Annotated in this window: 23 protein-coding genes, 2 pseudogenes and 1 riboswitch; of the genes and pseudogenes, 11 read left to right on the top strand and 14 right to left on the bottom strand. The window is 70.1% G+C overall.

Annotation, left to right across the window (positions count from 1 at the left end):
- Nucleotides 1-83 precede the first annotated feature (83 nt).
- Entirely contained in the window at nucleotides 84-1,166 is a 1,083-nt protein-coding gene (locus ADK54_RS27490) for a dihydrodipicolinate reductase (protein ID WP_053728423.1), read from the top strand.
- Nucleotides 1,163-1,642: a carboxymuconolactone decarboxylase family protein gene (locus ADK54_RS27495; RefSeq protein ID WP_053728424.1), complete on the top strand. Its 480-nt coding sequence runs from the start codon at nucleotides 1,163-1,165 to the stop codon at nucleotides 1,640-1,642. The genes ADK54_RS27490 and ADK54_RS27495 overlap by 4 nt, the downstream gene beginning before the upstream one ends.
- Before the next feature lie 53 nt (nucleotides 1,643-1,695).
- Here the strand turns inward: ADK54_RS27495 and ADK54_RS27500 are convergent, their stop codons facing one another.
- The 3 genes from ADK54_RS27500 to ADK54_RS27510 form a co-directional block, all read right to left on the bottom strand.
- A complete protein-coding gene (locus ADK54_RS27500) occupies nucleotides 1,696-3,339 on the bottom strand; it encodes a GMC oxidoreductase (RefSeq protein WP_053728425.1) in 1,644 nt (547 codons plus the stop codon).
- A gap of 91 nt (nucleotides 3,340-3,430) precedes the next feature.
- Nucleotides 3,431-4,537, bottom strand: coding sequence for a hypothetical protein (locus ADK54_RS27505; protein WP_053728426.1), 1,107 nt, complete (start codon nucleotides 4,535-4,537; stop codon nucleotides 3,431-3,433).
- Nucleotides 4,538-4,614: 77 nt separating this feature from the next.
- A complete protein-coding gene (locus tag ADK54_RS27510) occupies nucleotides 4,615-5,235 on the bottom strand; it encodes a TetR/AcrR family transcriptional regulator (RefSeq protein ID WP_053728427.1) in 621 nt (206 codons plus the stop codon).
- Nucleotides 5,236-5,385: 150 nt separating this feature from the next.
- On the opposite strand from ADK54_RS27510, the gene ADK54_RS27515 reads away from it, so the two are divergent.
- The gene (locus ADK54_RS27515; RefSeq protein WP_053728428.1) at nucleotides 5,386-6,909 is read left to right on the top strand and encodes an MDR family MFS transporter; all 1,524 of its coding nucleotides are present in this window, start codon (nucleotides 5,386-5,388) and stop codon (nucleotides 6,907-6,909) included.
- A gap of 3 nt (nucleotides 6,910-6,912) precedes the next feature.
- Here the strand turns inward: ADK54_RS27515 and ADK54_RS27520 are convergent, their stop codons facing one another.
- Complete coding sequence (locus ADK54_RS27520; RefSeq protein WP_078966672.1) at nucleotides 6,913-7,698, bottom strand: LysR family transcriptional regulator substrate-binding protein; 786 nt, start codon at nucleotides 7,696-7,698, stop codon at nucleotides 6,913-6,915.
- Between the two features lie 57 nt (nucleotides 7,699-7,755).
- On the opposite strand from ADK54_RS27520, the gene ADK54_RS27525 reads away from it, so the two are divergent.
- From ADK54_RS27525 to ADK54_RS27545, 5 genes are all read left to right on the top strand, one after another.
- Nucleotides 7,756-8,181 carry a DUF5997 family protein gene (locus ADK54_RS27525; RefSeq protein WP_053728430.1) on the top strand — a complete coding sequence of 142 codons (426 nt, stop codon included), beginning with the start codon at nucleotides 7,756-7,758 and terminating at the stop codon, nucleotides 8,179-8,181.
- 257 nt (nucleotides 8,182-8,438) lie between these two features.
- Complete coding sequence (locus tag ADK54_RS27530; protein WP_053728431.1) at nucleotides 8,439-8,951, top strand: RipA family octameric membrane protein; 513 nt, start codon at nucleotides 8,439-8,441, stop codon at nucleotides 8,949-8,951.
- A gap of 62 nt (nucleotides 8,952-9,013) precedes the next feature.
- Nucleotides 9,014-9,511, top strand: coding sequence for a hypothetical protein (locus ADK54_RS27535; RefSeq protein WP_053728432.1), 498 nt, complete (start codon nucleotides 9,014-9,016; stop codon nucleotides 9,509-9,511).
- Nucleotides 9,512-9,575: 64 nt separating this feature from the next.
- The gene (locus ADK54_RS27540; RefSeq protein WP_053728433.1) at nucleotides 9,576-10,025 is read left to right on the top strand and encodes a MarR family winged helix-turn-helix transcriptional regulator; all 450 of its coding nucleotides are present in this window, start codon (nucleotides 9,576-9,578) and stop codon (nucleotides 10,023-10,025) included.
- A gap of 86 nt (nucleotides 10,026-10,111) precedes the next feature.
- Nucleotides 10,112-10,702, top strand: coding sequence for a hydrolase (locus tag ADK54_RS27545; protein ID WP_053728434.1), 591 nt, complete (start codon nucleotides 10,112-10,114; stop codon nucleotides 10,700-10,702).
- A 10-nt stretch (nucleotides 10,703-10,712) separates the two neighbouring features.
- Here ADK54_RS27545 and ADK54_RS27550 read toward each other — a convergent pair whose 3' ends face one another.
- Nucleotides 10,713-11,558 (bottom strand): SDR family NAD(P)-dependent oxidoreductase, encoded by an 846-nt coding sequence (locus tag ADK54_RS27550; protein WP_053728435.1) that lies wholly within the window; start codon nucleotides 11,556-11,558, stop codon nucleotides 10,713-10,715.
- A gap of 37 nt (nucleotides 11,559-11,595) precedes the next feature.
- Nucleotides 11,596-12,096 carry a flavin reductase family protein gene (locus tag ADK54_RS27555; RefSeq protein ID WP_053728436.1) on the bottom strand — a complete coding sequence of 167 codons (501 nt, stop codon included), beginning with the start codon at nucleotides 12,094-12,096 and terminating at the stop codon, nucleotides 11,596-11,598.
- A 236-nt stretch (nucleotides 12,097-12,332) separates the two neighbouring features.
- Between ADK54_RS27555 and ADK54_RS27560 the strand changes: the two genes are divergently transcribed.
- A complete protein-coding gene (locus ADK54_RS27560) occupies nucleotides 12,333-12,680 on the top strand; it encodes a PRC-barrel domain-containing protein (RefSeq protein WP_053728437.1) in 348 nt (115 codons plus the stop codon).
- Between the two features lie 77 nt (nucleotides 12,681-12,757).
- Here the strand turns inward: ADK54_RS27560 and ADK54_RS27565 are convergent, their stop codons facing one another.
- The 6 genes and pseudogenes from ADK54_RS27565 to ADK54_RS27585 form a co-directional block, all read right to left on the bottom strand.
- The gene (locus ADK54_RS27565) at nucleotides 12,758-13,318 is read right to left on the bottom strand and encodes a hypothetical protein (RefSeq protein ID WP_234392217.1); all 561 of its coding nucleotides are present in this window, start codon (nucleotides 13,316-13,318) and stop codon (nucleotides 12,758-12,760) included.
- Between the two features lie 196 nt (nucleotides 13,319-13,514).
- Nucleotides 13,515-13,701, bottom strand: a pseudogene (locus tag ADK54_RS46255) (cation transporter); the annotation flags it as partial.
- 50 nt (nucleotides 13,702-13,751) lie between these two features.
- On the bottom strand, nucleotides 13,752-14,852 hold the full coding sequence (locus ADK54_RS27575) for an SRPBCC family protein (RefSeq protein WP_234392218.1): 1,101 nt from the start codon (nucleotides 14,850-14,852) through the stop codon (nucleotides 13,752-13,754).
- Entirely contained in the window at nucleotides 14,845-15,426 is a 582-nt protein-coding gene (locus ADK54_RS47720; protein ID WP_063802064.1) for a hypothetical protein, read from the bottom strand. Before ADK54_RS47720 ends, ADK54_RS27575 begins: the two co-directional genes overlap by 8 nt.
- A gap of 660 nt (nucleotides 15,427-16,086) precedes the next feature.
- Nucleotides 16,087-16,212: a hypothetical protein gene (locus ADK54_RS48345; RefSeq protein WP_267887040.1), complete on the bottom strand. Its 126-nt coding sequence runs from the start codon at nucleotides 16,210-16,212 to the stop codon at nucleotides 16,087-16,089.
- Between the two features lie 22 nt (nucleotides 16,213-16,234).
- The gene (locus ADK54_RS27585; protein ID WP_053728441.1) at nucleotides 16,235-16,777 is read right to left on the bottom strand and encodes an FABP family protein; all 543 of its coding nucleotides are present in this window, start codon (nucleotides 16,775-16,777) and stop codon (nucleotides 16,235-16,237) included.
- 187 nt (nucleotides 16,778-16,964) lie between these two features.
- Here ADK54_RS27585 and ADK54_RS27590 point away from each other — a divergent pair, with 187 nt between their 5' ends.
- Nucleotides 16,965-18,368 (top strand): S41 family peptidase, encoded by a 1,404-nt coding sequence (locus ADK54_RS27590; RefSeq protein WP_053728442.1) that lies wholly within the window; start codon nucleotides 16,965-16,967, stop codon nucleotides 18,366-18,368.
- Between the two features lie 90 nt (nucleotides 18,369-18,458).
- Nucleotides 18,459-18,679: riboswitch (cobalamin riboswitch) on the top strand.
- A 150-nt stretch (nucleotides 18,680-18,829) separates the two neighbouring features.
- A pseudogene (locus ADK54_RS27595) lies at nucleotides 18,830-19,204 on the top strand (5-methyltetrahydropteroyltriglutamate--homocysteine S-methyltransferase); the annotation flags it as partial.
- Between the two features lie 260 nt (nucleotides 19,205-19,464).
- Here ADK54_RS27595 and ADK54_RS27600 read toward each other — a convergent pair.
- Together ADK54_RS27600 and ADK54_RS48350 are read right to left on the bottom strand one after the other, a co-directional pair.
- The gene (locus ADK54_RS27600) at nucleotides 19,465-20,379 is read right to left on the bottom strand and encodes an IS110 family transposase (RefSeq protein ID WP_234392219.1); all 915 of its coding nucleotides are present in this window, start codon (nucleotides 20,377-20,379) and stop codon (nucleotides 19,465-19,467) included.
- A 460-nt stretch (nucleotides 20,380-20,839) separates the two neighbouring features.
- Nucleotides 20,840-20,962 (bottom strand): hypothetical protein, encoded by a 123-nt coding sequence (locus ADK54_RS48350; RefSeq protein ID WP_267887041.1) that lies wholly within the window; start codon nucleotides 20,960-20,962, stop codon nucleotides 20,840-20,842.
- Nucleotides 20,963-21,079: the final 117 nt, after the last annotated feature.

Genomic DNA, 21,079 nt, shown 5'->3' on the forward strand with positions numbered 1-21,079 from the left:
GCAGGGCCTGCCTCGCACAAGGCGCGCATATTTTTCCGGGCACGGCACTAGGAACCTCGGGGCCGTCTCGCTACCCTCCGCGCATGATTTCCACGGTTGTCTGGGGTACCGGCAATGTCGGCCGTGCGGCGATACGTGCCGTCGAGGCCCATCCGGCGCTGGATCTCGCGGCCGTCCTGGTCCACGACCCGGCGAAGGTCGGCCGCGACGCCGGTGAACTCGCCGGTGTCGACGGCCAGTTGGGCGTCGCGGCGAGCGACGACATCGAGGCCGTGCTCGCCGAGCGCCCCCGGGCCGTGGTGTACGCAGCGTCCGGCGACATCCGGCCCGACGAGGCCCTCGCCGATGTCACCCGCGCGATGCGGGCGGGCGCCGTGGTGGTCACCCCCGCGCTGTATCCGCTCTACGACCACCGCGGCGCCCCGCCGGAGTTCCGGGACCCGGTGCTCGCCGCCGTCGCGGCGGGCGGCGGGTCCCTGTTCGTGTCCGGTGTCGACCCGGGCTGGGGCAACGACGTACTGCCCCTGCTGATCAGCGGGCTCGGCAGCACCGTGGACGCGATCCGCTGCCAGGAGATCTTCGACTACTCCACGTACGAACAGGAGGAGTCGGTGCGCCAGCTGATCGGCATGGGGCATCCGATGGAGTACGAGCCCCTGATGCTCGCCCCGTCCGTCCCGACCATGGTGTGGGGCGGCCAACTCAGGCTGATAGCAAGGGCGTTGGGCGTCGAGCTCGACGACATCCGCGAGACCATGGAACGGCGCGCGCTGGATGCGACGGTGAGCACCCGCACGATGGGCACCTTCGATGCGGGCACGCAGGGCGCCGTGCGCTTCGAGGTGCAGGGCATCGTCGAGGGCGAGCCGCGCATCGTCATCGAGCACGTCACCCGCATCCATCCCTCCTGCGCCCCGGACTGGCCGGTGCCGCCCGACGGCGGTGACGGGGCGCACCGGGTCGTCATCGAGGGGCGCCCGCGCATCGAGGTCACCGTCGAGGCGAGCGACGAGGGCGAGAACCGGTCCGCGGGCGGCAACGCCACCGCGGTCGGCCGCCTGGTGAACGCCATCGACTGGCTGGTGGCCGCGGAACCCGGCCTCTACGACGCGCTCGACGTCCCGCTGCGCCCGGCAGTCGGCAGACTCGGAAGGAAGCAACGATGAGGATCGACATCCCCGAGGGCCAGGAGCCGATCGGGTACGTGTGGGGCGACATGGTCCCCGGCATCGGCATGGCCGCCGCGAACTTCTCCCTGTCGGTGTACGCCCATACGACCCTGGGACTGCGGGAGTTCGAGGCCGCGCGGCTGCGCATCGCGCAGATCAACGGCTGTCAGTTCTGCCTGGACTGGCGGACCGACCGGGACGGCGAGAAGGTCGAGGAGACGTTCGCCGACGCGATCACCGAGTGGCGCACCACCGACGCCTTCGACGACCGCACCCGGCTCGCCGCCGAGTACGCCGAGCGGTACGCCCTTGACCACCACGGTCTCGACGAGGAGTTCTGGGCGCGAATGACCGCGCACTACAGCCAGGTCGAGATCGTGGAGCTGAGCATGAGCATCGGCTCGTGGCTGGCGTTCGGCCGGCTCAACCACGTGCTCGGCCTCGACTCGGTGTGCGTACTGCCGACGCACTGAAAGACGCACCGAAAGGGCCGTCCGGCGTCCCGGGCGGCCCCGCGTTCGCGCCGTCACGTGAGATCGGTGGCGATGATCTTCTCGATGTTCCGTTCGGCGAGCGCCGTGATGGTGACGAACGGATTGACGCTGGTGTTGCCGGGGATCAGCGAGCCGTCGATGACGTACAGGCCCGGATAGCCGTACAGGCGCCCGTAGTTGTCGGTGGCCTTGTTCAGGACCGCGCCGCCCAGCGGGTGGTAGGTGAGCGTGTCGTTCCAGATCTTGTACACGCCGAACAGGTCGGTGCGGTAGATCGTCCCCTCCGTCGCATTGATCTTGTCGAAGATCGTCTTGGCCATGTCGATGGACGCCTGTTTCCAGGCGGTCTGCCAGTCCAGGTCGACCCGGCCCGCGACGGGGTTCCAGGAGAACGTGCCGCGGTTGGGGTTCTTGGTGATCGACAGGTAGAACGAGGCGTACGTCTCGATGCCGGTCGGCAGCGGCGCGACCTCGGCGAACGCACCTCCGGCGGTCCAGTTGTCGATGCCGCCGCACGGGATGGACGCCTGGACCTTGCCGGTGGGGTCCCACATGTAGTTGGCCCGGCCGCACATCACGTTGCCGTTGTCGCCCCAGCCCCGGCCGATCTCGCCGTTGAGGTTGGGCAGGGCGCCGGTCGCCTTCAATTTGACGAGGAGCTTGCTGGTGCCGACGCTGCCGGCCGCGAAGAACACCTTGTCCGAGGTGACGGTCTTGGTGGCGGTGACATCGCCGTTGGTGTTGAGCTGCTCGATGACGACGGTGTAGCCGCCGGAGCCCGGGGAGACCGAAGTGACCCTGTGCAGCGGGGAGATGGTGACCCTGCCGGTCGACTTGGCCTGCGCCAGGTAGGTCTTCTGCAGCGACTTCTTGCCGTAGTTGTTGCCGTACAGGATCTCGCCCGCGACGGCCGACTTGGGGACGGTGCCGGCCGACTCCTGCTTCATGTAGTCCCAGTCGTACACGTCGGGCACGAACACGAACGGGAAGCCGGAGCGTCCCGCCTGCTTGCGGCCGACACGGGCGAACTGGTAGCAGTCCACTGTGTCGAACCAGGCCGGGTCGATGAGTCCGGACCCGAGTCCCGCGTTGGCGCGCGGGTAGTAGGTGTTGTACATCTCGTCGGGGTTGACGGACGGGAGGATGGCGCCGAAGTTCTCGCGCTTGGGCGTGACCGCCATGCCGCCGTTGACCAGCGAACCGCCGCCGACCCCGCGGCCCTGGTAGACGGTGATGCCGCTGAAGTCCTCGGCGTCCAGGATCCCGGTGTAGCGGGGGATGTCCTTGTCGATCGGGATGCCGAAGAAATTGCTCAGGGGCTGCTTGGTCTTGGTGCGCAGCCAGTACGAGCGGTAGTCCGGCGCGGTGGTGTTGCAGAAGATCTTGCCGTCCGAGCCGGGCGTGTCCCAGGCCATGCCCATCTCGATCATCTGCACGTCGACGCCCGCCTGGGCGAGCCGCAGCGCGGCGACCGAGCCGCCGTATCCGGTGCCTATGACGAGCGCCGGGACATGGGCGCCGTCTCCGATCGGGGCGGCCTGGGCGACGGACTGCGCATGCGCCGCAGTGCCGTGACCGATGAGGGCCGCGGTGCCAAGAATAGAACCCGTTCCAGCGATGAATCTTCGCCGCGAAACACCCTGGGAACCCGAAGTTTGCATGGTAGTGTCACTCATGTGACATTCCTCACTCTCGATGGAGTGAGAACAGGTTCTACTGGCGGTTGCGTGATAAGTCACTACATACCTAGAGGTAACTTGTGGCTCATTACGCGCTCTTGAACGGGGGCGCGGGCGCCGGTTTGCGGTTGATCGGGGTCACGGGGGTGCGAATGGCGACCGGGGTGCGGCGCGGCCCGGACCACGGCGCGGGTACGGCGTCGATGTCACGCGCGATGCGCATGGCCAGCGCCTCGTAGTTGACCCGCCACCCCCGGAAGTGCGGCCACGCCTCCTCGGGGGCGCGCTCGGCGGGATAGCCCTGCTCCTGCATCCGCGCCACCCCGACCAGGAAGTCCTCGTAGGTGAGCTGAAGCGGGCCGTCCGGGTGCGGATCGGGGTCGTACGGGATGCCCTGGAGGTCGGCGATGTCGCGGAGGCAGACGAATCCGGCGCGCAGCGCCATCCGTACGTCGGACTGCGGTTGGGAGGGGTTGAAGGCGAGTTGCAGCGCGGCCGCGTCCATCACCGCAAGGAGTGCGATCAGCCAGTTGCGGGTCGCCTTCGGGGAGCGGAAGTGGATGAGGACCGGGTAGGTGGTGTGGCTCTCGCCCACCTCGGCGCTCCACCGCTCCCAGCCGACGAACAGTTCGCCGACGCTGCTCACCAGGTCGACCTGGGCGTACCGGGCGAGGATCTCCGGGCCCCAGGGCGGGCTGCCGGCGCGCGCCTGGAGCAGGGTGACCTCGGTTTCGCGGCGCTGGTAGGCGGCGTACAGGGTGGGCAGATAGCCGATCTGAAGGCCGATCACGATGGGCCCGGTGGCCGCCGCGCAGAAGTCGATCGCGTTCAGGCTGGCCCGGTTGCCGGCGGCGAAGCCGAGGGTGAAGAGCGAGGAGCCCGACTCGGTCATCGACTCCCGCAGACCGAGCCCGCTCACCGCCGCTTCGAGCAGCCCGTAGCCGATCATGAAGAAGAGCAGCCAGCCCATCAGGGTGACCACGATGGACAGCGGCGCGACCGGCGCGAGCACCCGGTCCTTGGCCTCGGCCCCGTGCAACAGGTCGGCCACCCGTTGGAAGGGCCAGCGCACCGCTTGCTGGACGATCCGGGTGAAGCTGGATCGGGTCGGCCGGGGAATCACCAGGGTGCGCAGCACCGAGGAGAAGATCCCGAGCACGAGGACGGCGCCGAGCACGCCGAACACTGCTCTCACCTGGACGTTGTTCCTTTCCGGTACGCCGGGCGGCGGCTGCCCCCGCCCGGCCACAGGAAGGTTACGTCGCCCCGGAGTCAGGGCGCGGAAGGCGCCCTCCGGCGCTCCCCTCCTCGGGTCGGCGCAGCCGCCTGCCAGCCCTGTTCGAGAAGCGCGAAAGCGCCTCGCACCGCTTCGCGCGAATCGCTCGCCGCCCTCGCCAGGCCCAGGGTCTCCAAGGCGAAGCGCGCCAGGGCCGCGCACACGGGGTCGTCCTTCGCGGCGCCGATGTCCTCGGCGATCGCCTGGGCCAGGGCCACCTCGTGGCGCAGCCACATGCGGTGCGCGTAGTCGCGCAGCGCCGGGGTGCCGTCCACGAGCGCGATGAACCGGGCGAATTCCGAGTCCCCGGCACCGGCGTCGATCTTGTTCTTCAGGATGTGCTCGCGCAGGGCCGCGGGGATGGACCGACCCTTCGGGCGTTCGCGCACCGCGGCCACGAGGGCCGCCTCCTGCCCGGCGTCGTCGTCGAAGACCAGCGCCTCCTTGCCGGAGAAGTGCTTGAACAGCGTCGTCGTCGACACATCGGCGGCGTCCGCGATGTCCTTGATGCCGACCTGGTCGTAGCCCCGCTCCAGGAAGAGCTTCAGCGCCGCGTCGGCCAGCGCCTGCCGGGTGGCCGCCTTCTTGCGCTCCCGGCGCCCCATCGTCTCGGTCATGACGGCCAGCCTACCCCTGAGTTGTCGCGATAGGAAAGTTCACTCGTTGCACTTTTTTATTGAGTGTGGTTTTTTGGGAGTGACCGGGCACGGCGCTCCGCCCCCTTCCGCCCGGCTCACCCGCACCCCTCGTGGAAGGAGTGATCAGCCATGTCCGCATCCGTACCCGAACAGGCCGCCGCGCCCCGGAACGTCCGCTGGGCGCTGCTCGGCGTCATGCTCGCGATGCTCCTGTCGATGCTCGACAACATGGTCGTCGGCACCGCGATGCCGACGATCGTCGGCGACCTCGGCGGTCTGGAGCACATCGCCTGGGTCGTCACCGCGTACACCCTGGCCACGGCCGCCTCGACTCCCGTGTGGGGGAAGTTCGGGGATCTGTACGGCCGCAAGCACATGTATCTGGCCTCGGTCGCCGTGTTCGTGGTGGGATCCGCGCTGTCCGGGGCCGCCCAGTCGATGACCCAGCTGATCGCCTTCCGGGCGCTCCAGGGTCTGGGCGCCGGCGGTATCGGCGCCGGCGCCTTCGCCCTCATCGCCTCCCTCGTGGCGCCGCGCGAGCGCGGCCGCTACCAGGGCATGACGGCTTCCGTGATGGCGATCGGCACGGTCGGCGGCCCGCTGCTCGGCGGCTTCGTCACCGGCCACCTCGGCTGGCGCTGGGCGTTCTACCTCAACCTGCCGCTCGGCGCGGTCGCCTTCGTCTGGTGCCTGCTGATGCTGCATCTGCCGGCGCGCCGCACCCCGGCCCGCGTCGACTGGCGGGGCATCACCTTGATGACGGCCACCATCTGCGCTCTCGTCCTGACCGCGACCTGGGCCGGATCGACATACGCCTGGGCCTCGTGGCAGATCCTGGGACTGTTCGCGCTGGCCGCCCTGGGCACGGCCGCTTTCATCGCCTCGCAGATGCGCGCCCCCGAACCGGTGCTGCCACCAAGGGTGTTCACCGGTCACCGCAACTTCCCGCTGGCCTCCGCGCTGATCCTGGTGGTCGGGGTCGTCATGTTCGGCTGCGCCCTGTACCTGCCGTTGTTCCAGCAGACCGTCCAGGGAGCCTCGGCGGCCGACTCGGGGCTGCTGCTCCTGCCGATGATGATCCCGGTGGTGTTCGTCTCGCAGCTCGGCGGCAGGTACATGTCGGCCACCGGCAAGTACAAGATCTTCCCCGTGGTGGGCGCGGCCTTCATGGCGGCCGGGCTGTTCCTCCTGTCCACGATGGACGTCAACACCTCGCGCACGGTGACCGGTTGCTACATGGCCCTGGTGGGCATCGGGCTCGGCGCTCAGATGCAGATGGTGATGACGATGGCGCAGAACAGCGTCGAGATGCGCGACATGGGTGCCGCCTCGGCCGCGATGAACCTGTTCCGCACCATCGGCGGATCACTGGGCGTCGCGGTCTTCGGCTCCCTGTTCACCGGCGCCGTCACGGCCCACCTCTCGGGCACGGAGTCGGGCGGCCGTCCGGATGCCGGCACGCTCGCGCACCTGCCCGCCGCGGCCAAGGACGCCTACCTGCATGCGGTGACCCGGGGGACCCATCAGATCTTCCTGACCGCGGCCGTGCTGTGCGCGGCCGCCTTCGTCGCCGCGCTCTGCGTCAAGGAGGTCCCGCTCCGGGGCAAGCCGCAGCCCGCTCGGACGGACGCGCCGAGCAAGGCCGCCGTGTAGGGGCTACGGGCGGCGGGGCTTGCCGCGCTTGGCGGCGCCCTTCGCGGCGCCGGAGCCGCCGCGCGGGTTCTTGGCGCCGGGCTTGCCCGCCTTTCCGCCCGCCTTGCCCGCAGCGGGCTTGCGCTGGGCGCCGCCCTTGTCGGACCGCTTCTGCTTCGGCTGGGGCGGCGTCGGCGTACGGCCCCGGGAGCTGTTCACCGTACGACCGCGAACGATCCCGATGAACTCCTCGACCAGGTCGGGGGTGGTCTCCTCCTCCGGCCACGACAGCGCGACGCGGGACTCGGGGACACCCGTGATCGTCCGGTACGTCAGGTCCTTGCGGTGGTAGAGGCGGGCGAGCGACTGCGGCACGACAAGGAGGCCCACTCCGGCCGCCACCAGCTCGATGGCGTCCTCCGTCGTCGCGGGGCGCTCCAGGGCCGGCCGGCCCGGCGGGCGCTCCCAGTCCAGGGTGTCGTCGAGGGGGTGCAGCACGATCTCGTCGGCCAGCTCCTCGGCGGACACCTCCTCGACCGCCGCGACGAGGTGGTCCTTGGGGACCACCACGACCGTCGTCTCGGTGTAGAGGGGGATCGCGCTGAGATCCGTACGGTCGATCGGCAGCCGCACGAATCCCGCGTCCGCGCCACGGCCGCGCAGCACGCCGGGCGCCTCGGCGGCGGTCACCGTGCTGAGGGTCAGGGGGACGTCGGGCAGCCGCTCGTTCCAGATCCGCACCCACTTGCTCGGCGTCACACCCGGAACGTAGGCGAGCCGGAACGATGGGGGTTCTTCCGAGCCTGTCACTCCGCCAGGTTACCGGTCGTGGTCAGCGGTATCGCACACGCTCGCTACTCTTGACACATGACGTCGCACCAGACCACCCAGACGATGAAGCCCGCGACCGCGGCGAAGAAGCTGGGTGTGTACCTAGAGGCCACCCCCGCCGAGTTCCAGGAGGGTGTCGTCTCGCGTACCGAACTGAACGCCCTGCAGGCCGACCCGCCCCAGTGGCTGCAGGACCTGCGACGCACCGGCCCGCACCCCCGGCCGGTGGTCGCGGCCAAGCTCGGCATCTCCATCGCGGGTCTCGCGCGCGGCGGGGTCACCGAGGCCCTCACCACGGAGCAGATCGACGCGCTGAAGCAGGACAACCCCGAGTGGCTGCAGAAGGAGCGCGCCACCCAGGCCGAGGTCCGCAAGGAAACGGTCCGCATCAAGGAGAAGCACGAGAAGGACAAGGCGAAGAGCGCGCAGCAGGCCGACGAGTCCCGCGGCCCCCGCTCCTGACCCACCCCGGCGTCCGCCGACGCCGAGCGGTTGTACGAGAGTGCCGCTGACCGGTTGCCAAGCACCTGGCCAGCGGCACTTTTGCGTCGCCATGGCCCCGGCCTGAGCATCAACTCCAGTAACCCTGAACACCAACTCCCTTAAAAGCACGGCGAATTGCCATTCTTGACGCAGCGTCACCATCGGCGCGTCCGGCCATCGGATCGGGGTTGCGCAAGACGGGGGTCGGGCGGTGGCGGTTGGGGCATGATGCCGCCATGGCTGAGATCAGCGGAGAACTGTGGAACGGGGACGTCACCGAGTCCGACTACCGCGCGGACAAGGCGACCTACCGTGCGGCCGTGTTCGAGCAGTACAAGCTGTGTGTCGAGATGGCCGACCGGGTCAGCGCCCGCCGCAACCTGGCCAACACGTTCTTCCTGACGCTCCACAGCGGCCTGGTCGCCTTCCTCGGCGCCTGGCTGTCCCAGTCGCAGCACGGCAGGCTCTCGGTCCTGCTGCTCCTCGCGGGCCTCCTGGTGCTGCTCGCCCTGTGCGCCACGTGGTGGTTCACGCTGCGCTCCTACCGGCAGCTGAACGAGGGGAAGTTCCTGGTGATAGGCGCCCTTGAGGAGCGCCTTCCGGCCCGCGTCTTCCAGCGGGCCGAATGGGAGGCGCTCGGCAAGGGCCAGGACTGGCGCGCCTACCTGCCGCTGACCCACGTCGAACGCTGGATCCCCGTCATCTTCGCCGGCACCTACTTCCTCGGATTCATCGGCCTCGCGGTGTGACGCGCACCGGGCCGCGCCCCAGCGTGACCGTCAACCACCCCGGCCCGGAAGGAAGTTGCCACGTGACCACGATCGCCGTCACCGGCCACATGGACCTGGCCCCGGAGGCGGCCGCACCCGTACGGGCCGAACTCCGCAAGCTGCTCGGGGAGTTCGAGGGCGACGACCTGGTGGGGCGCTCGTGCGTCGCCCGGGGCGCCGACACCCTCTTCGCCCAGGAAGTACTGGCCCTCGGCGGCCGACTGTCCGCGATCATCCCGTCCCGGGACTACCGGGAGGCAGAGGTGCCCGAGGAGGATCTCGTGCGCTTCGACGCCCTGCTCGACGCCGCCGAGGAAGTGCTGGTCATGCCGTACGAGCACGCGGGCCGCGACGCCTACGAGGCGGCGAACCGCCGCCTGCTCCAGGGGGCGGACCGACTGGTGGCCGTATGGGACGGCAGCCCGCCCTCGGGCCGCGGCGGAGGAACCGCGGACGTCGTGGCCTCGGCGCGGGCCGCCGGGGTACGGGTCGACGTGGTGTGGCCGCCGGAGGCCGTGAGGACCAGCGCCCGGCCCTGAGCAGGCTCGCGCACCTGTTCAGCCAAAACTGGACAGTCTTGACTGAAGAACTTACGGTGGGGGCATGGACGACACCCCGCAAGGCATCTCCGCGTCCGCCGTCCGAGCGGCGCGCGACCTGCGGGTGGTGTTCAGCAGGCTGCGGCGCCGGCTCCGGGAGGTCGCGGACACGCAGGACCTCACCCCCTCACAAGTGTCCGCGCTCACCCTCATCGACAAGGGCGGGGCCGCCTCGGCCAGCGCGCTCGCCGCCATCGAGGGGGTGCGCCCGCAGTCGATGGCCGCCACCCTCGCCGCGCTCGACCAGCAGGGGCTGATCCAGCGCAGCCCCGACCCCGAGGACGGCCGCCGTCAGCTGGTCACCCTGACCGGGGCCGGCCGCGAGCGTGCCAAGGGCAATCGGCAGGCCCGCGCGGAATGGCTCACCCAGGCCTTCCAGGACCGCTACACCGAGGAAGAGCGCGCCACCATCACCGAGGCGATGGCCCTGCTTGAACGCCTCGCCCAGCCCTGATGCGCACAGCGGCCGCCCACCCGGCTCGTACGACGCACGCCGAGACCACCTCAACCCCCTGAACAGCGCGCAAGAAAGGCACCACCATGGCTCTCACCACGCTCGACCCGAACACGGCACTCGTCGTCATCGACCTCCAGCGGGGCATCGTCGCCGCGCCCACTCAGCCCCACACCACCGCCGACGTCGTGGCCCGCACGGCCGAGCTCGCCGACGCCTTCCGCTCGCACGGGCTGCCCGTCGTCCTGGTCCGCGTCTCGTTCGCCGCCGACGGAGCGGACGCCACCCCGGGTCGCACGGAGGCCGGTCACGGGGGTGGCGGCCAGCGCCCCGAGGGCTGGGACGTCATCGTCGACGAGCTGTCCGGGCACCCCGAGGACATCCGGGTCACCAAGCGCAACTGGGGCGCGTTCCACGGCACCGACCTCGACGTCCAGCTCCGCCGCCGCGGCATCACCCAGATCGTGCTGACCGGGGTGGCCACCAGCATCGGCGTCGAGTCGACCGCCCGTGCCGCACACGAGCACGGTTACCACGTCACGCTGGCCACCGACGCGATGACCGACCTGACCCCGGAGGCCCACCTCAACAGCGTCGAGCGGATCTTCCCCCGCCTCGGCGAGACCGGCACGACGGCGGAGATCGGCGAGTTGCTGGCCAAGACCCGCACCAGCTGACACCCGCTCTTCAGCCGACCCACGTTCCGGTAAGGGCCTGCACGGCCGAGCCGTCGAGGTCGGCGAGCTTGGTGCCGGTGAAGTCGCGGGCCCAGTCCGAGGTCTGGATCCGGAAGGGCGGCCGGTCGGCGGTGAGCGCGGCGACGATCGGAGCCGCGGCTTCGTCCGGAGTCTGGGCGCTGGTGAAGGTCTTGGTGGCGCGCTCGATGTAGGCCCGGAGCGCCGGGGCGTACGGACCCGCGGCCTCCAACAGGGCTGGTACGTCCAGCTCTTGGCTGGCGACGAACTCGCTGGCCACGGCGCCCGGCTCGACGACGGTGACACGCACTCCGAGGGTGGCGGCGACCGGCGCGAGCGACTCCATGAAGCCCTCGACGGCGAACTTGGCCGCGCAGTAGGCCTCGTTGAAGGGCTGCCCGACCACACCGCCGACGCTGGTGACGGTGATGACGCGGCCCTGCGAGGCGCGCAGATGGGGCAGGGCGGCGCGGGTCGCCTCGACGACGCCGAAGAAGTTCACCTCCATCGTGGCGCGCACCGGGTCCATGCCGTCCTGCTCGACGGTGCCGACGTACCCGGCGCCCGCGTTGTTCACCAGCGCGTCGAGCCGCCCGTACTCGTCGATCACCTCGCCCAGGCAGGCGACGACGGATCCGGCGTCGACGACGTCAAGGCGCTTCACGGCGACACGGTCGACGACCTGCGCCTCGGCCGCGGCCTCCCTCAGCGGGCCCTCCTTCCCCGTGTCGCGCATGGTGGCGACGACCCGCAGGCCGGCCCGGGCCGCGCCGACCGCGGCGGCCAGGCCGATGCCCGAGGACGTTCCGGTGATCAGGACAGTGCGTTCGGCGGTCATGCGGTTCTCCTCGACTTTTCGGCGAGCGTACGCATCCTCATGCACCCGGCACCGGATGACCGGCCTCGATGCCCTCGCTGTCGCTCAGCCGGAACGGCTGCCAGTCGGACGGGCGCGCGGCCGGGACCGCGGCCTCCAGCGGGCTGAGCAGAAACCCGACGTGGTCCCCGCCGTCCGTACGCCGCTCGACGCGCCCCACGAACCAGTCCGGGACCTCGTCGAGGAGGACCGTGCCCGCCGGGCCCTCGCGCCAGGCGACACCGGCGAACTTGTCGACCTCGTCGCCGGTCCGGCCACCGAAGTGCGCGGCCAGGCCGTACTGGGCACGGCCCAGCAGGTGCACGGCGAGGAAATCGGCCGAACGGGCCACGCGATACGTCCTGTTGGCCGTGGACAGCCACACCATGAACCGCACCGGCACCATCGAGCACTGCGAGGCGAACCCCACCAGGCATCCGGAGCGCTCCGCACCGGCCGCCGCCGTCACGACGTACATCGGATAGTCGAGGCGGTCGAGGAACTGCTGCACGGCACTCACGCTGCTCAATCCCTCACCTCGTCGTCCGCGGGCTGCGACCAGCCGACCACAGGAACCGGCCCACGGCACGCCCCGGATCGGCCGATCGGCCGAAAGCTGCGGCCGACCCGCCGGGCGGAGTGTGGGAGCGGAGGCCAGGGGAACCCGGGCGGTGCGCGGACCCGCGGTGCCGTGCACCTACGGCGCTCGCCGTCCGCACCCCGCACCCACCGTCCGTAGGAAGGGATTCCTTCACCATGGAGAACATCTGGGCCTACCTCCAGGCAGCCGCGTACCAGCCGGGTACCGACCTGACCGGGTTCAAGGTCGAGGCGACCGACGGAAGCATCGGCAAGGTCGACAAGTACTCCGAGGCGGTCAGCTCCTCGTACATCGTCGTCGACACCGGCCTCTGGATCTTCGGCAAGCACGTCCTGCTGCCGGCCGGGGTCCTGACCCGCATCGACGCGGTCGAGAAGAAGATCTACGTCGCCTGCACCAAGGAACAGATCAAGGACTCCCCCGAGTTCGACAAGGAGAAGCACCTCGGGGACCCGGCCTACCACGAGCAGATCGGCGGCTACTACGGACGCCCGCACATGTGAGGCGCCCGTTCCCGCGATGCCCGGCCGTCAACTCCGGCCGGGCATCAGCCGGTTGAGACCCCCCGACGGTCGCTGTGTCACCGTGCCGCGAGCCACTCTTCGAGCACGGCCTCCCGGCCGCGCGAACGCAGGACACCCGGCTCCGCCGAAGCCCACCAGTCGCTCAGGGCGGCGGGCGAGCACGTGCCCTCGACGAAGCGGGCGAGCAGCGCGTGGGACAGGTCGACCTCACGGCGGCTGTACGCGGTCGCGGCGCCGGACAGCACGGTCGTCTCGATACGGCCGCCCCCCGCGCTCACCGCCACGGTCATTTCCTCGGGGCTGCCCGGGTTCCACACGTCCAGGGCGACAGCGGCGACCGATGCCGCGCGACTGGCCCACCGTCCGCCGGCCGAACGGACGGGGGCGCCAACCACCTCGACGGCGGTCACATCCGACCAGGGCCACTCGCGTGGCTCGGGTCCGACGAGCCGCAGCGAGTCAGGTGTGAGCAGCACGTCCGATGCCGTCGTGGCGCTGGGTGTGCCCAGGCGGACGTTGTCCGCGTCGATCCAGAAGAGGCCGACCATGCAGCCCTGCTTCTGCGCACCGGGAGACGCGGCGGGGGACGTGCCGGGGGGCGTAGGTGTCGATTCCAAAGCGAACTCCATGGTGTGGGCATGGGTGTTGTCCATGGTTTTCTGATCGACCCTAGATCACCTGTGAACGGCCCTTGAACGGCACCGACGAGTTCCGGGCAGCGTCAGGTCGATGCGGGCCGCGACGAGCGTCGAGTCGAGGCCCAGGCCTTTCAGACCAGGCGGCCGGTGACCATGTGCAGGTCCATGCCCGCCCCGCGAGCAGGAAGACCTCGTTCATGCTGTCGGCCAGCGAGTGCGCCGCCTCGGAGAGCAGCGCGGGCGACCCCCAGGGCTCCGGCGCCCGCCTTGGCGGCGGCGACGAGCAGGTTGGCCCCGAGCGCCACCAGGACGGTCAGCCAGGTCCTGCGGTCACTTCCCATGTCCTCGCGACAGCAAGACATTTGACGGTTTATCAGGCAGTGCTCATTCGGGCGATGGCGCGCGTGGCCGGTCAGCGGCGGCCGTTGCTCCGGGAGCCTGCGTAGGAGCGGCGCTTGCGCGCGGACGAGGCCTCCTCCGGGTCCTCTTCCTCCTCTGCCCGGTCCGCGTCGTCCTCCTCGTACTCGCCCTCGTCATCACCTTCGCCTTCGGCTTCGTCCTCGTACTCGTACTCCTCGTCGGGTTCGGCCTCCGGTTCCTCTTCCTGCTCGGGCTCGGGCTCGCCCGTGTCCTGGTCCTCGGCCTGGTCCTCCTGGTGCCCGGCCTGCTGTTCGGGCTCCCGTTGCTCCTCCTCGGCGATCGCGTCCTCGTGGCTGACGACGACCTCGCCGTCCCTGATCTCACCGCGCCAGCCGCCCTCGGCCTCGCCGCGCAGCGCGATGTGACGCGCGAAATTCTTGAGGTCGAGCCGGGCGCGACGGCCCTGGGAACGCCATATGTTGCCGGTCTTCTCGAACAGACCCTTGGGGTAGTACTCCATGACCAGCAGGACGCGGGTGATGTTCTCGCCGAGCGGGTGGAAGGTGACGACGCCCTTGGCTGTGCCCTTGGCGCCCTCGGAGGTCCAGGCGATGCGCGCGTCCGGCACCTGTTCGGTGGTGTGCGCCTTCCAACTGCGGCTGGACCAGAAGACCTTGACCTTCCAGTCCGATGTGGTGTCATCGGCGACGGTCGCGCTCTTGACGCCCTTGGCGAAGGTGGCGAACGACTGGAACTGGGTCCACTGGTCGTAGGCCTCGCGCACCGGGACGCCCACGTCCACGGACTCCATGATGACGGTCGGCCTGCGCCCCGCCCCGCCCTTCTTGCGCTTGCCACCGAGCCCCTTGAGCAGCTCTTTCGCGTTGTCCTTGAGATGCGAGGCACCCATTTCCACCGCGGCACGGACCGGGCCCTTGCCCTCGGCGACCTTGCGGCCGCCTTCGAGCGCCAGCTTGGCGAAGCCGGGGCTGCGGCCCTCGGCGATGTCGTTGAGCTTGACCGTGGTTTCGCCGAGCTTGTGGCCCACGCCCATCAGAAGGCGCTCCCCCTGCGCGAGCAGATACCCCTGGAGCTCCTGCTTCAGGCGGTCGGCCGCGGGGCTCCGCGTCAGCGGATTCTTCGTCTCAGCCACGGCGGTCACCACCCTGGCCGCTCCGCCGGCTAGCCGTCTTCTTTGCCGGCGCCCTCTTGGCCGTACGCTGCACGGACTTGGCGGTCTCCTTGGCCGAACTCGCCTTGACTGACGGGGACTTGGCAGACGCCGACCTTGTCGGTCGAGATCGCGAAGACGCCCTGGCCGAGGCCTTGTCCTCGTCGTTCGCCTGACCTTCACCTTCGTCTTTTTCTTCGTCCTCGTACTCCGCCGAACCCGGAACATCGGGCACCACGCCCGAGATGCGGTCCTGGACATCCAGAGTGCGGTCGTGCAGCCGGTCGGCGATGCCCTCGATCTGCCGGTTGAGGAGGGCGCCCGTCGCGGCCTTGCCGACGCCGCGCAGGTCCTCCCGCAGTTGGTCGCCGATCTCCTTGAACTGCGGGTTGTCGGCCAGTTGGGCCGCCGCGAAGTCCGCGATCGCCCGCGGGCTCAACTGCAGCCGCTTGCCCATGACCAGTGTCCCGATGCCGAAGGCGAGCTTCGCCTTCTTCGTCCGCCCGAGCAGATAGCCCGCGCCCACCGCGAGCCCCAATCCCAGCCGATTGTTCATGCCTTGACCCGTCCTCTAGTCGTCCCGTCTCGCGAAGGGGAGCCCGTGGAGGCTTCATCACGCCGGGTAGCCAACATGGCCAGAGCCAAACCCCGGCCGTGGGATGCTCCGGGGTGGGTGTTCGTCGCCGTACCGTGCGAGGGCCCGGACTCCGCGCAGGTCAGGGCGGGGGCATCGCCCCAGCGTCCCAGATCCGCCAGAGCGGCTTGTGCGGCGGGCGGGATCCCGCGGATGCTGCCGATCTGCCCACAACACCTCGATGACGACAGGGAGTTGGGCCGGAATCGGAGGTAGCACAGCCATGGCCAACCGATGGGGGAACGGGCGGAGCCGGGTCAGGCCGGTCGCCCTGGGAGTGGCGGCGCTGTTCGCCGCCGCGGTCGGGTTCGCGCCCTCCGCGCACGCGGGGTCCTCGTGCACGAGCGCGGACCCGCGACCGGGCGCCTCGGCGAAACCGGGCGGCGCCGCGAGCAGCGCGAAGCCTTCGACGCCGGCCAAACCGGCCACGGTGTCGACGAGTTGCACCGGCTGGAGCCACCAGGACCCGGCCCCGGGCTCCTACGGCTACATGGCCGGGGACTACCACCTGGAGACCGGCCCGTACCAGAGCTGCCCGGCCGTCTCGCTGGCCAAGTCCGGCACGAAGCTCTGGTACCACTGCTACGTGACCAACGCCCACGGCAACAAGTGGACGTACGTCCGCATCGCGGGCTCCAGCACGGCGGGCTGGATGTCGAACGACAACATCACCCGCCAGCACGGCGCTTCGACCCCCTGTTGGTCCATCGGCTTCTTCGAAGGTGAGGGCTCAGCCCCTGCGGCGCAGGACCGCCGACAGGTGGTGTTGCAGGGGGTGGCCGACCGCCGCGAGGTCATGGGTGAACGTCAGCGTGTCGTCGTCGGTCAGCTCGTAGCGGCGGCGGGTCGCGTCGACCTCCTTCGCGGTGGGCGTGAGGGCCACGTCGTTGGTGGAGAGGTCGACCGTCTTGCCGTCAGCGGCGCCGACCGCGATCTCCGCGATGCCGGTGGGCTGGGTGATCAGGGCCTCCACCCGCCCGTCGGCCTGGAGCCGCCACCAGCCACTCTCGCGCGCCGAGGGACGCTGGGGCGCGCCGTCCTCGTCGAGCAGCCACGCCCGGGCCTCGTACCGCAGGAAGGGCCGGCCGTCGTGGCTGAAGGTGACCTCCTGCGCGTACGCGAAGTCCCCGGTGATCGTCGGATATCCGCCCTCGCCCCGGCCGAACCAGGTGCCCAGCAGGCCGGTCACGGGCGCGAGCAGGGCGTGCGGGGCGGGCGCCTCGTCGGGCCGGTGCCCGTCGGGGTAGGGGTAGTCCGGTGCGGGGTCGAACACGATGTGCGCTCCTGAGGTCGGGGGCCAATGCCAGACGGAAGCCTAGGCCGTCGATCCTCCACAGGTCCCGCTCCACCACCCGTCGCTCCTGCTCAGGTAGGGCCTGGCCGGCCCGTGTGGTGGATGTCGGGCCGGGGGCTCGGCGCTATCGTCGAGTGCGGTCGGCGAGCGACGCGGAAGGGCTCACATGGTGCGCGTAAGGACGGTCGCCCGAGCGGCGGCGATCGGGATGGCCCTGGCATTGACCGTCGGCGCGGCCGGGGCTGCGCCCGCCGCCGGGCTGGGGGCGCTCGACGGGGTGTGGCGCATGGACGGCTACGGCACTGTGGTGACGATCGCGAGCGGGAAGCTCACGACGTACGACACCACCCGCGTCAGCTGCCTGCCGGGTGCCGTCGCGGCCGAGCAGGTCGGCAGTCCGGGCCCGGGCGGGGCGACCCGCTACGGCGAGGGCTCGGTCGGTTCGATGACCCTCACGCCGAAGGGTCGAGGGCACGCGGTCCTCGCGCCGGACGACGCGGCCGGCGTACGGCACCTGAAACGGCTGCCCGCGCTGCCGCAACCGTGCGGGAAGCCCGCCGAGCAGGGGCCGCTCGCCGTGTTCGACCGGTTCTGGGCCACCTTCGCGGAGAACTACCCCTTCTTCGCCGCCAAGGGCATCGACTGGCGGGCGATCAGGGACCGGTACCGCCCGCTCGTCACGCCGCGCACCACCGACGCGCGCCTCCAGCAGATCCTCACCGACATGATCCGCCCGCTGAACGACGCCCACACGGGCCTCGTCCACGGGGGCAAGACCGTCTACTTCGGTCTGCGGCCCGGCACCAGGGTGCCGACGCCGGACCTGCGAGCGCGCGCGGCAGACGCCGTCACCCACCAACTCGTCGCCCCGGCACGGACGTTCGCCCAAGGCAAGCTCGTGGTGGGTCAACTCCCGTACCACATTGGATACTTGAGGATCGATTCCTTCGACGGGTACGTCGACGGGGACGACTTCCAGCGGCAAGTCGCCGAACTCGACCGCGCTCTGGAGGCGTTGCTCCCGCCCGGCGCCGCCACAGGATCCGATCCACTGCGCGGCCTCGTGATCGACGTACGGCTCAACGGAGGCGGCTCCGACGCGCTCGGTTTGCGGATCGCCTCGCGGCTCACCGACCGCGCGTACACGGCGTACCGCAAGGTGGCCCGCGACGACCCCGACGACCCGGCCCGCTTCACCCGCCCCCAGCCGATCGTGGTGCGCCCCGCCGCGGCCCCGCGCTGGACCGGGCCGGTCGCCCTGCTCACGAGCGGCAGTTCCGTCAGCGCGGCGGAGACGTTCACGCAGGCGCTGATGGGCCGTGGCCCCGAGGTGACCCGGATCGGCGAGAACACCCAGGGCGTCTTCTCTGACGTCATGTTCCGCCCCCTTTCGAAGGACTGGGCGGTCATCCTGCCCAACGAGAAGTACCTCGATCAGTACGGCCGGTCCTTCGACGGCCCGGGCATCCCGCCCCAGTTGCGCACCCCCGTCTTCACCGAGGACGACCTCAGCCACGGGCGGGACTCGGCACTGACGCTGGCCCGACGGGTGCTCTCCCGCGGCAACTGAAGCCCTCCCGTTGCCGTGTTGAGGCGCCGCGTGCCGCAACTCACCGTCCGGCATGCGGAAACGTGGTTTCCGGGTCGCCGGTCGAGCGCATAGGGTGCGAACGCAGCTGGTTCGCCCCGTCCGCCAGGCGGGATGCGTCGTAAGAGGGAACCCGGTGGGAATCCGGGACTGCCCCGCAGCGGTGAGCGGGAACGACCGCCGTCATACGCACTGGGCCCGGCCGGGCCTGGGAAGCGACGGCCAGTAGATGCCTCAAAGAACACGAGGCGTGCCCGCGAGTCCGAAGACCTGCCACTGCCCGTGTGCGACCGATCGCGCACGGAGATCCCGGTGACCTCGTGGGCGGGTCGGCGTACGCACCAGCGGCAGCGGCACACACCGCGGTCCCGGTCCGTCGTCCCTTCGCGCCTTCGTCCCGTTCCGGGGTCCGCTCCACCGAAGAGCTCGCGAAGGAGAGTCTCGTGACCACCAAGCCCGCAGCCGCGGCAGCACACGCCACCGTGTACGGCTACCCCCGCCAAGGCCCCAACCGGGAACTCAAGAAGGCGATCGAGGGCTACTGGAAGGGCCGTGTCGGCGCGCCCGAACTCCGGCGCACCGCCGCCGAACTGCGGGCGGCCACCTGGCGGCAGCTCGCCGAGGCAGGCGTCCACGAGGTGCCGACCGGCGACTTCTCGTACTACGACCACGTCCTGGACACCAGCGTCATGGTGGACGCCGTGCCCGACCGCCACCGCGAGGCCGTCGCGGCCGACGCCATGGACGGCTACTTCGCCATGGCCCGCGGCAGCCAGGACGTGGCGCCGCTGGAAATGACCAAGTGGTTCGACACCAACTAAGCCTCAAAAGAGAGCAAGAGGTCAGGAGGCCTTGCAGGCCGTCTGTGGCGGCTCGGATCTCACAGCTGCCCCTATAGCGGGGTTCGTGGCTATGTGGGTCTGACCAGGTGGAAGACCTCGCGGGCAACGTAGCGTTTAAGGCATCGGACGATTTCGCGCCGGGTCCCTCCCCCCTTGATACGCCGTTCGTAGTACTCCTGGGTGCGCGGGTCGAAGCGCAGTCGGGTCTGCACGATGCGGTGCAAGGCAGCGTTGGCCTACCGATCCCCGCCGCGGTTGAGGCGACGGTACTGTCGACTGCCGGAGGAGCGCTCGACGGGGCTGACTCCGCACAGCGCAGCGAACGAAGCCTCGCTCGCCAGACGTTCCGGGTTGTCCCCCACCGTGGACAGCAGGGTGACGGCGGTGTCCGGGCCGATGCCCACCACGGTCAGCAGCTGCGGGGCGTGACGTTCCACAATCCGGGCCAGACGGCCCTCCAGGTCCCGGTTCTGCGCGGTGAGCTGCCCGATGCGTCGGGCCAGCAGACACAGAGTCATACGAGTGGCCTGCAACACCGTCTCTCCGCCGTCCTCGTCGTCGTTGCGCTCGTCGGCGAGCCGCGCGCAGGTGCGGAAGAGTTCCGCGTTGCCCAGCCCGGCCAGCTCTTCCCGCAGGCTCGGGTCGGCAATCACGAGGACGGCCTTGAGCTGGTTGATCGCCTGGGTGCGGGCCTTGACGGCCGAAACCTTGGCGAGTTTGTACATCCGGGCGATCTGCACCGGTCCGTCGCCAGACTTGGCCTGGGCGCGTGCCCGCCCGCTCAGCACTGCCCGGGCCGCGTTCTGGGCATCGAGCGGATCCGATTTCCCGCGCCGACGGCGCTCGGTCCGGTCAGGCCGGTTCACATCGAACACTTCCACGCGCTGGGTCAGCAGGTAACGGGACAGGGCCGCCCCGTAGGAACCGGTCCCCTCCACCCCGGCCCGCCGCACCGTCCCCAGCCTTCGGGCCCACTTGAGGAGTTCGCAGTACCCGGACGCGGTGGCGGGGAACTCCTCGGTGTCGATCACTGCCCCCACCAGAGAGACCACGGCAGCCACATGTGCATCGCGGTGGGTGTCCACTCCGAGGACCACCTCCCCCGTCGACCGGCGTGGGCGGGTACGCGGGGTGGGAGACGTACTGGTCATGATTGTTCACCTTCCGGCCCGTTGACGCATCGCGTTGCCGACACCGGACCGCACAGGTGGTCAGAACTGTGACAACGCCTGATGGGTCGGCAAGCCCCTATCGGGACACACCCGGCCAGCCCGGCACCGGCAACGCACCATCCCCAGCCCGCGGTCGACACAGCGTGAGCAAGACACCTCGGTCAGAAATCTCATGAGTCAGACCCCGGCCCGGGACAGCACCCGCCGATCCTCCCAGCCCGTCATCCACCAAGAACGCGCCTGCCACATCACGTTCAAACAAGCGGCACATGCATGCGAGACGAGCACGGTCGGGGACGTGTTTTTGATCGCACGCTGAGCGGACCGCACCGGACCGGCAAGCGGTGAACCGTTCCGGGTTCGGTAGGGACCACTCGATCGTTTGAGAGCACGGCCGAGGAGCCCTTCCGGCCCGAGTCACTCGCGTACACGTGGGCCGTCATTCCTGGCGCCCCTGGCTGACGCCGCTGTCGCCGAGGCGCTCCCGCAACCCGAGGGCCGCGGCGACCAGTTGGCCGCCGTCGAGACCGTACGCATCCGCCCGGTCGTTGGACCGAACCATCTGCGTTGGCCGCTGTCAAGGGTCTGGTCGAAATCTCGGGACGGTCACGATCGCCGCCCGTAGCGATCACGGATCAGAACGGGAATGCCCTGGTCATGCGTGAATTGTCCAGGCTGG

It is taken from the genome of Streptomyces sp. WM6378 (genome assembly GCF_001279695.1).
Classification (GTDB): Bacteria; Actinomycetota; Actinomycetes; order Streptomycetales; family Streptomycetaceae; genus Streptomyces.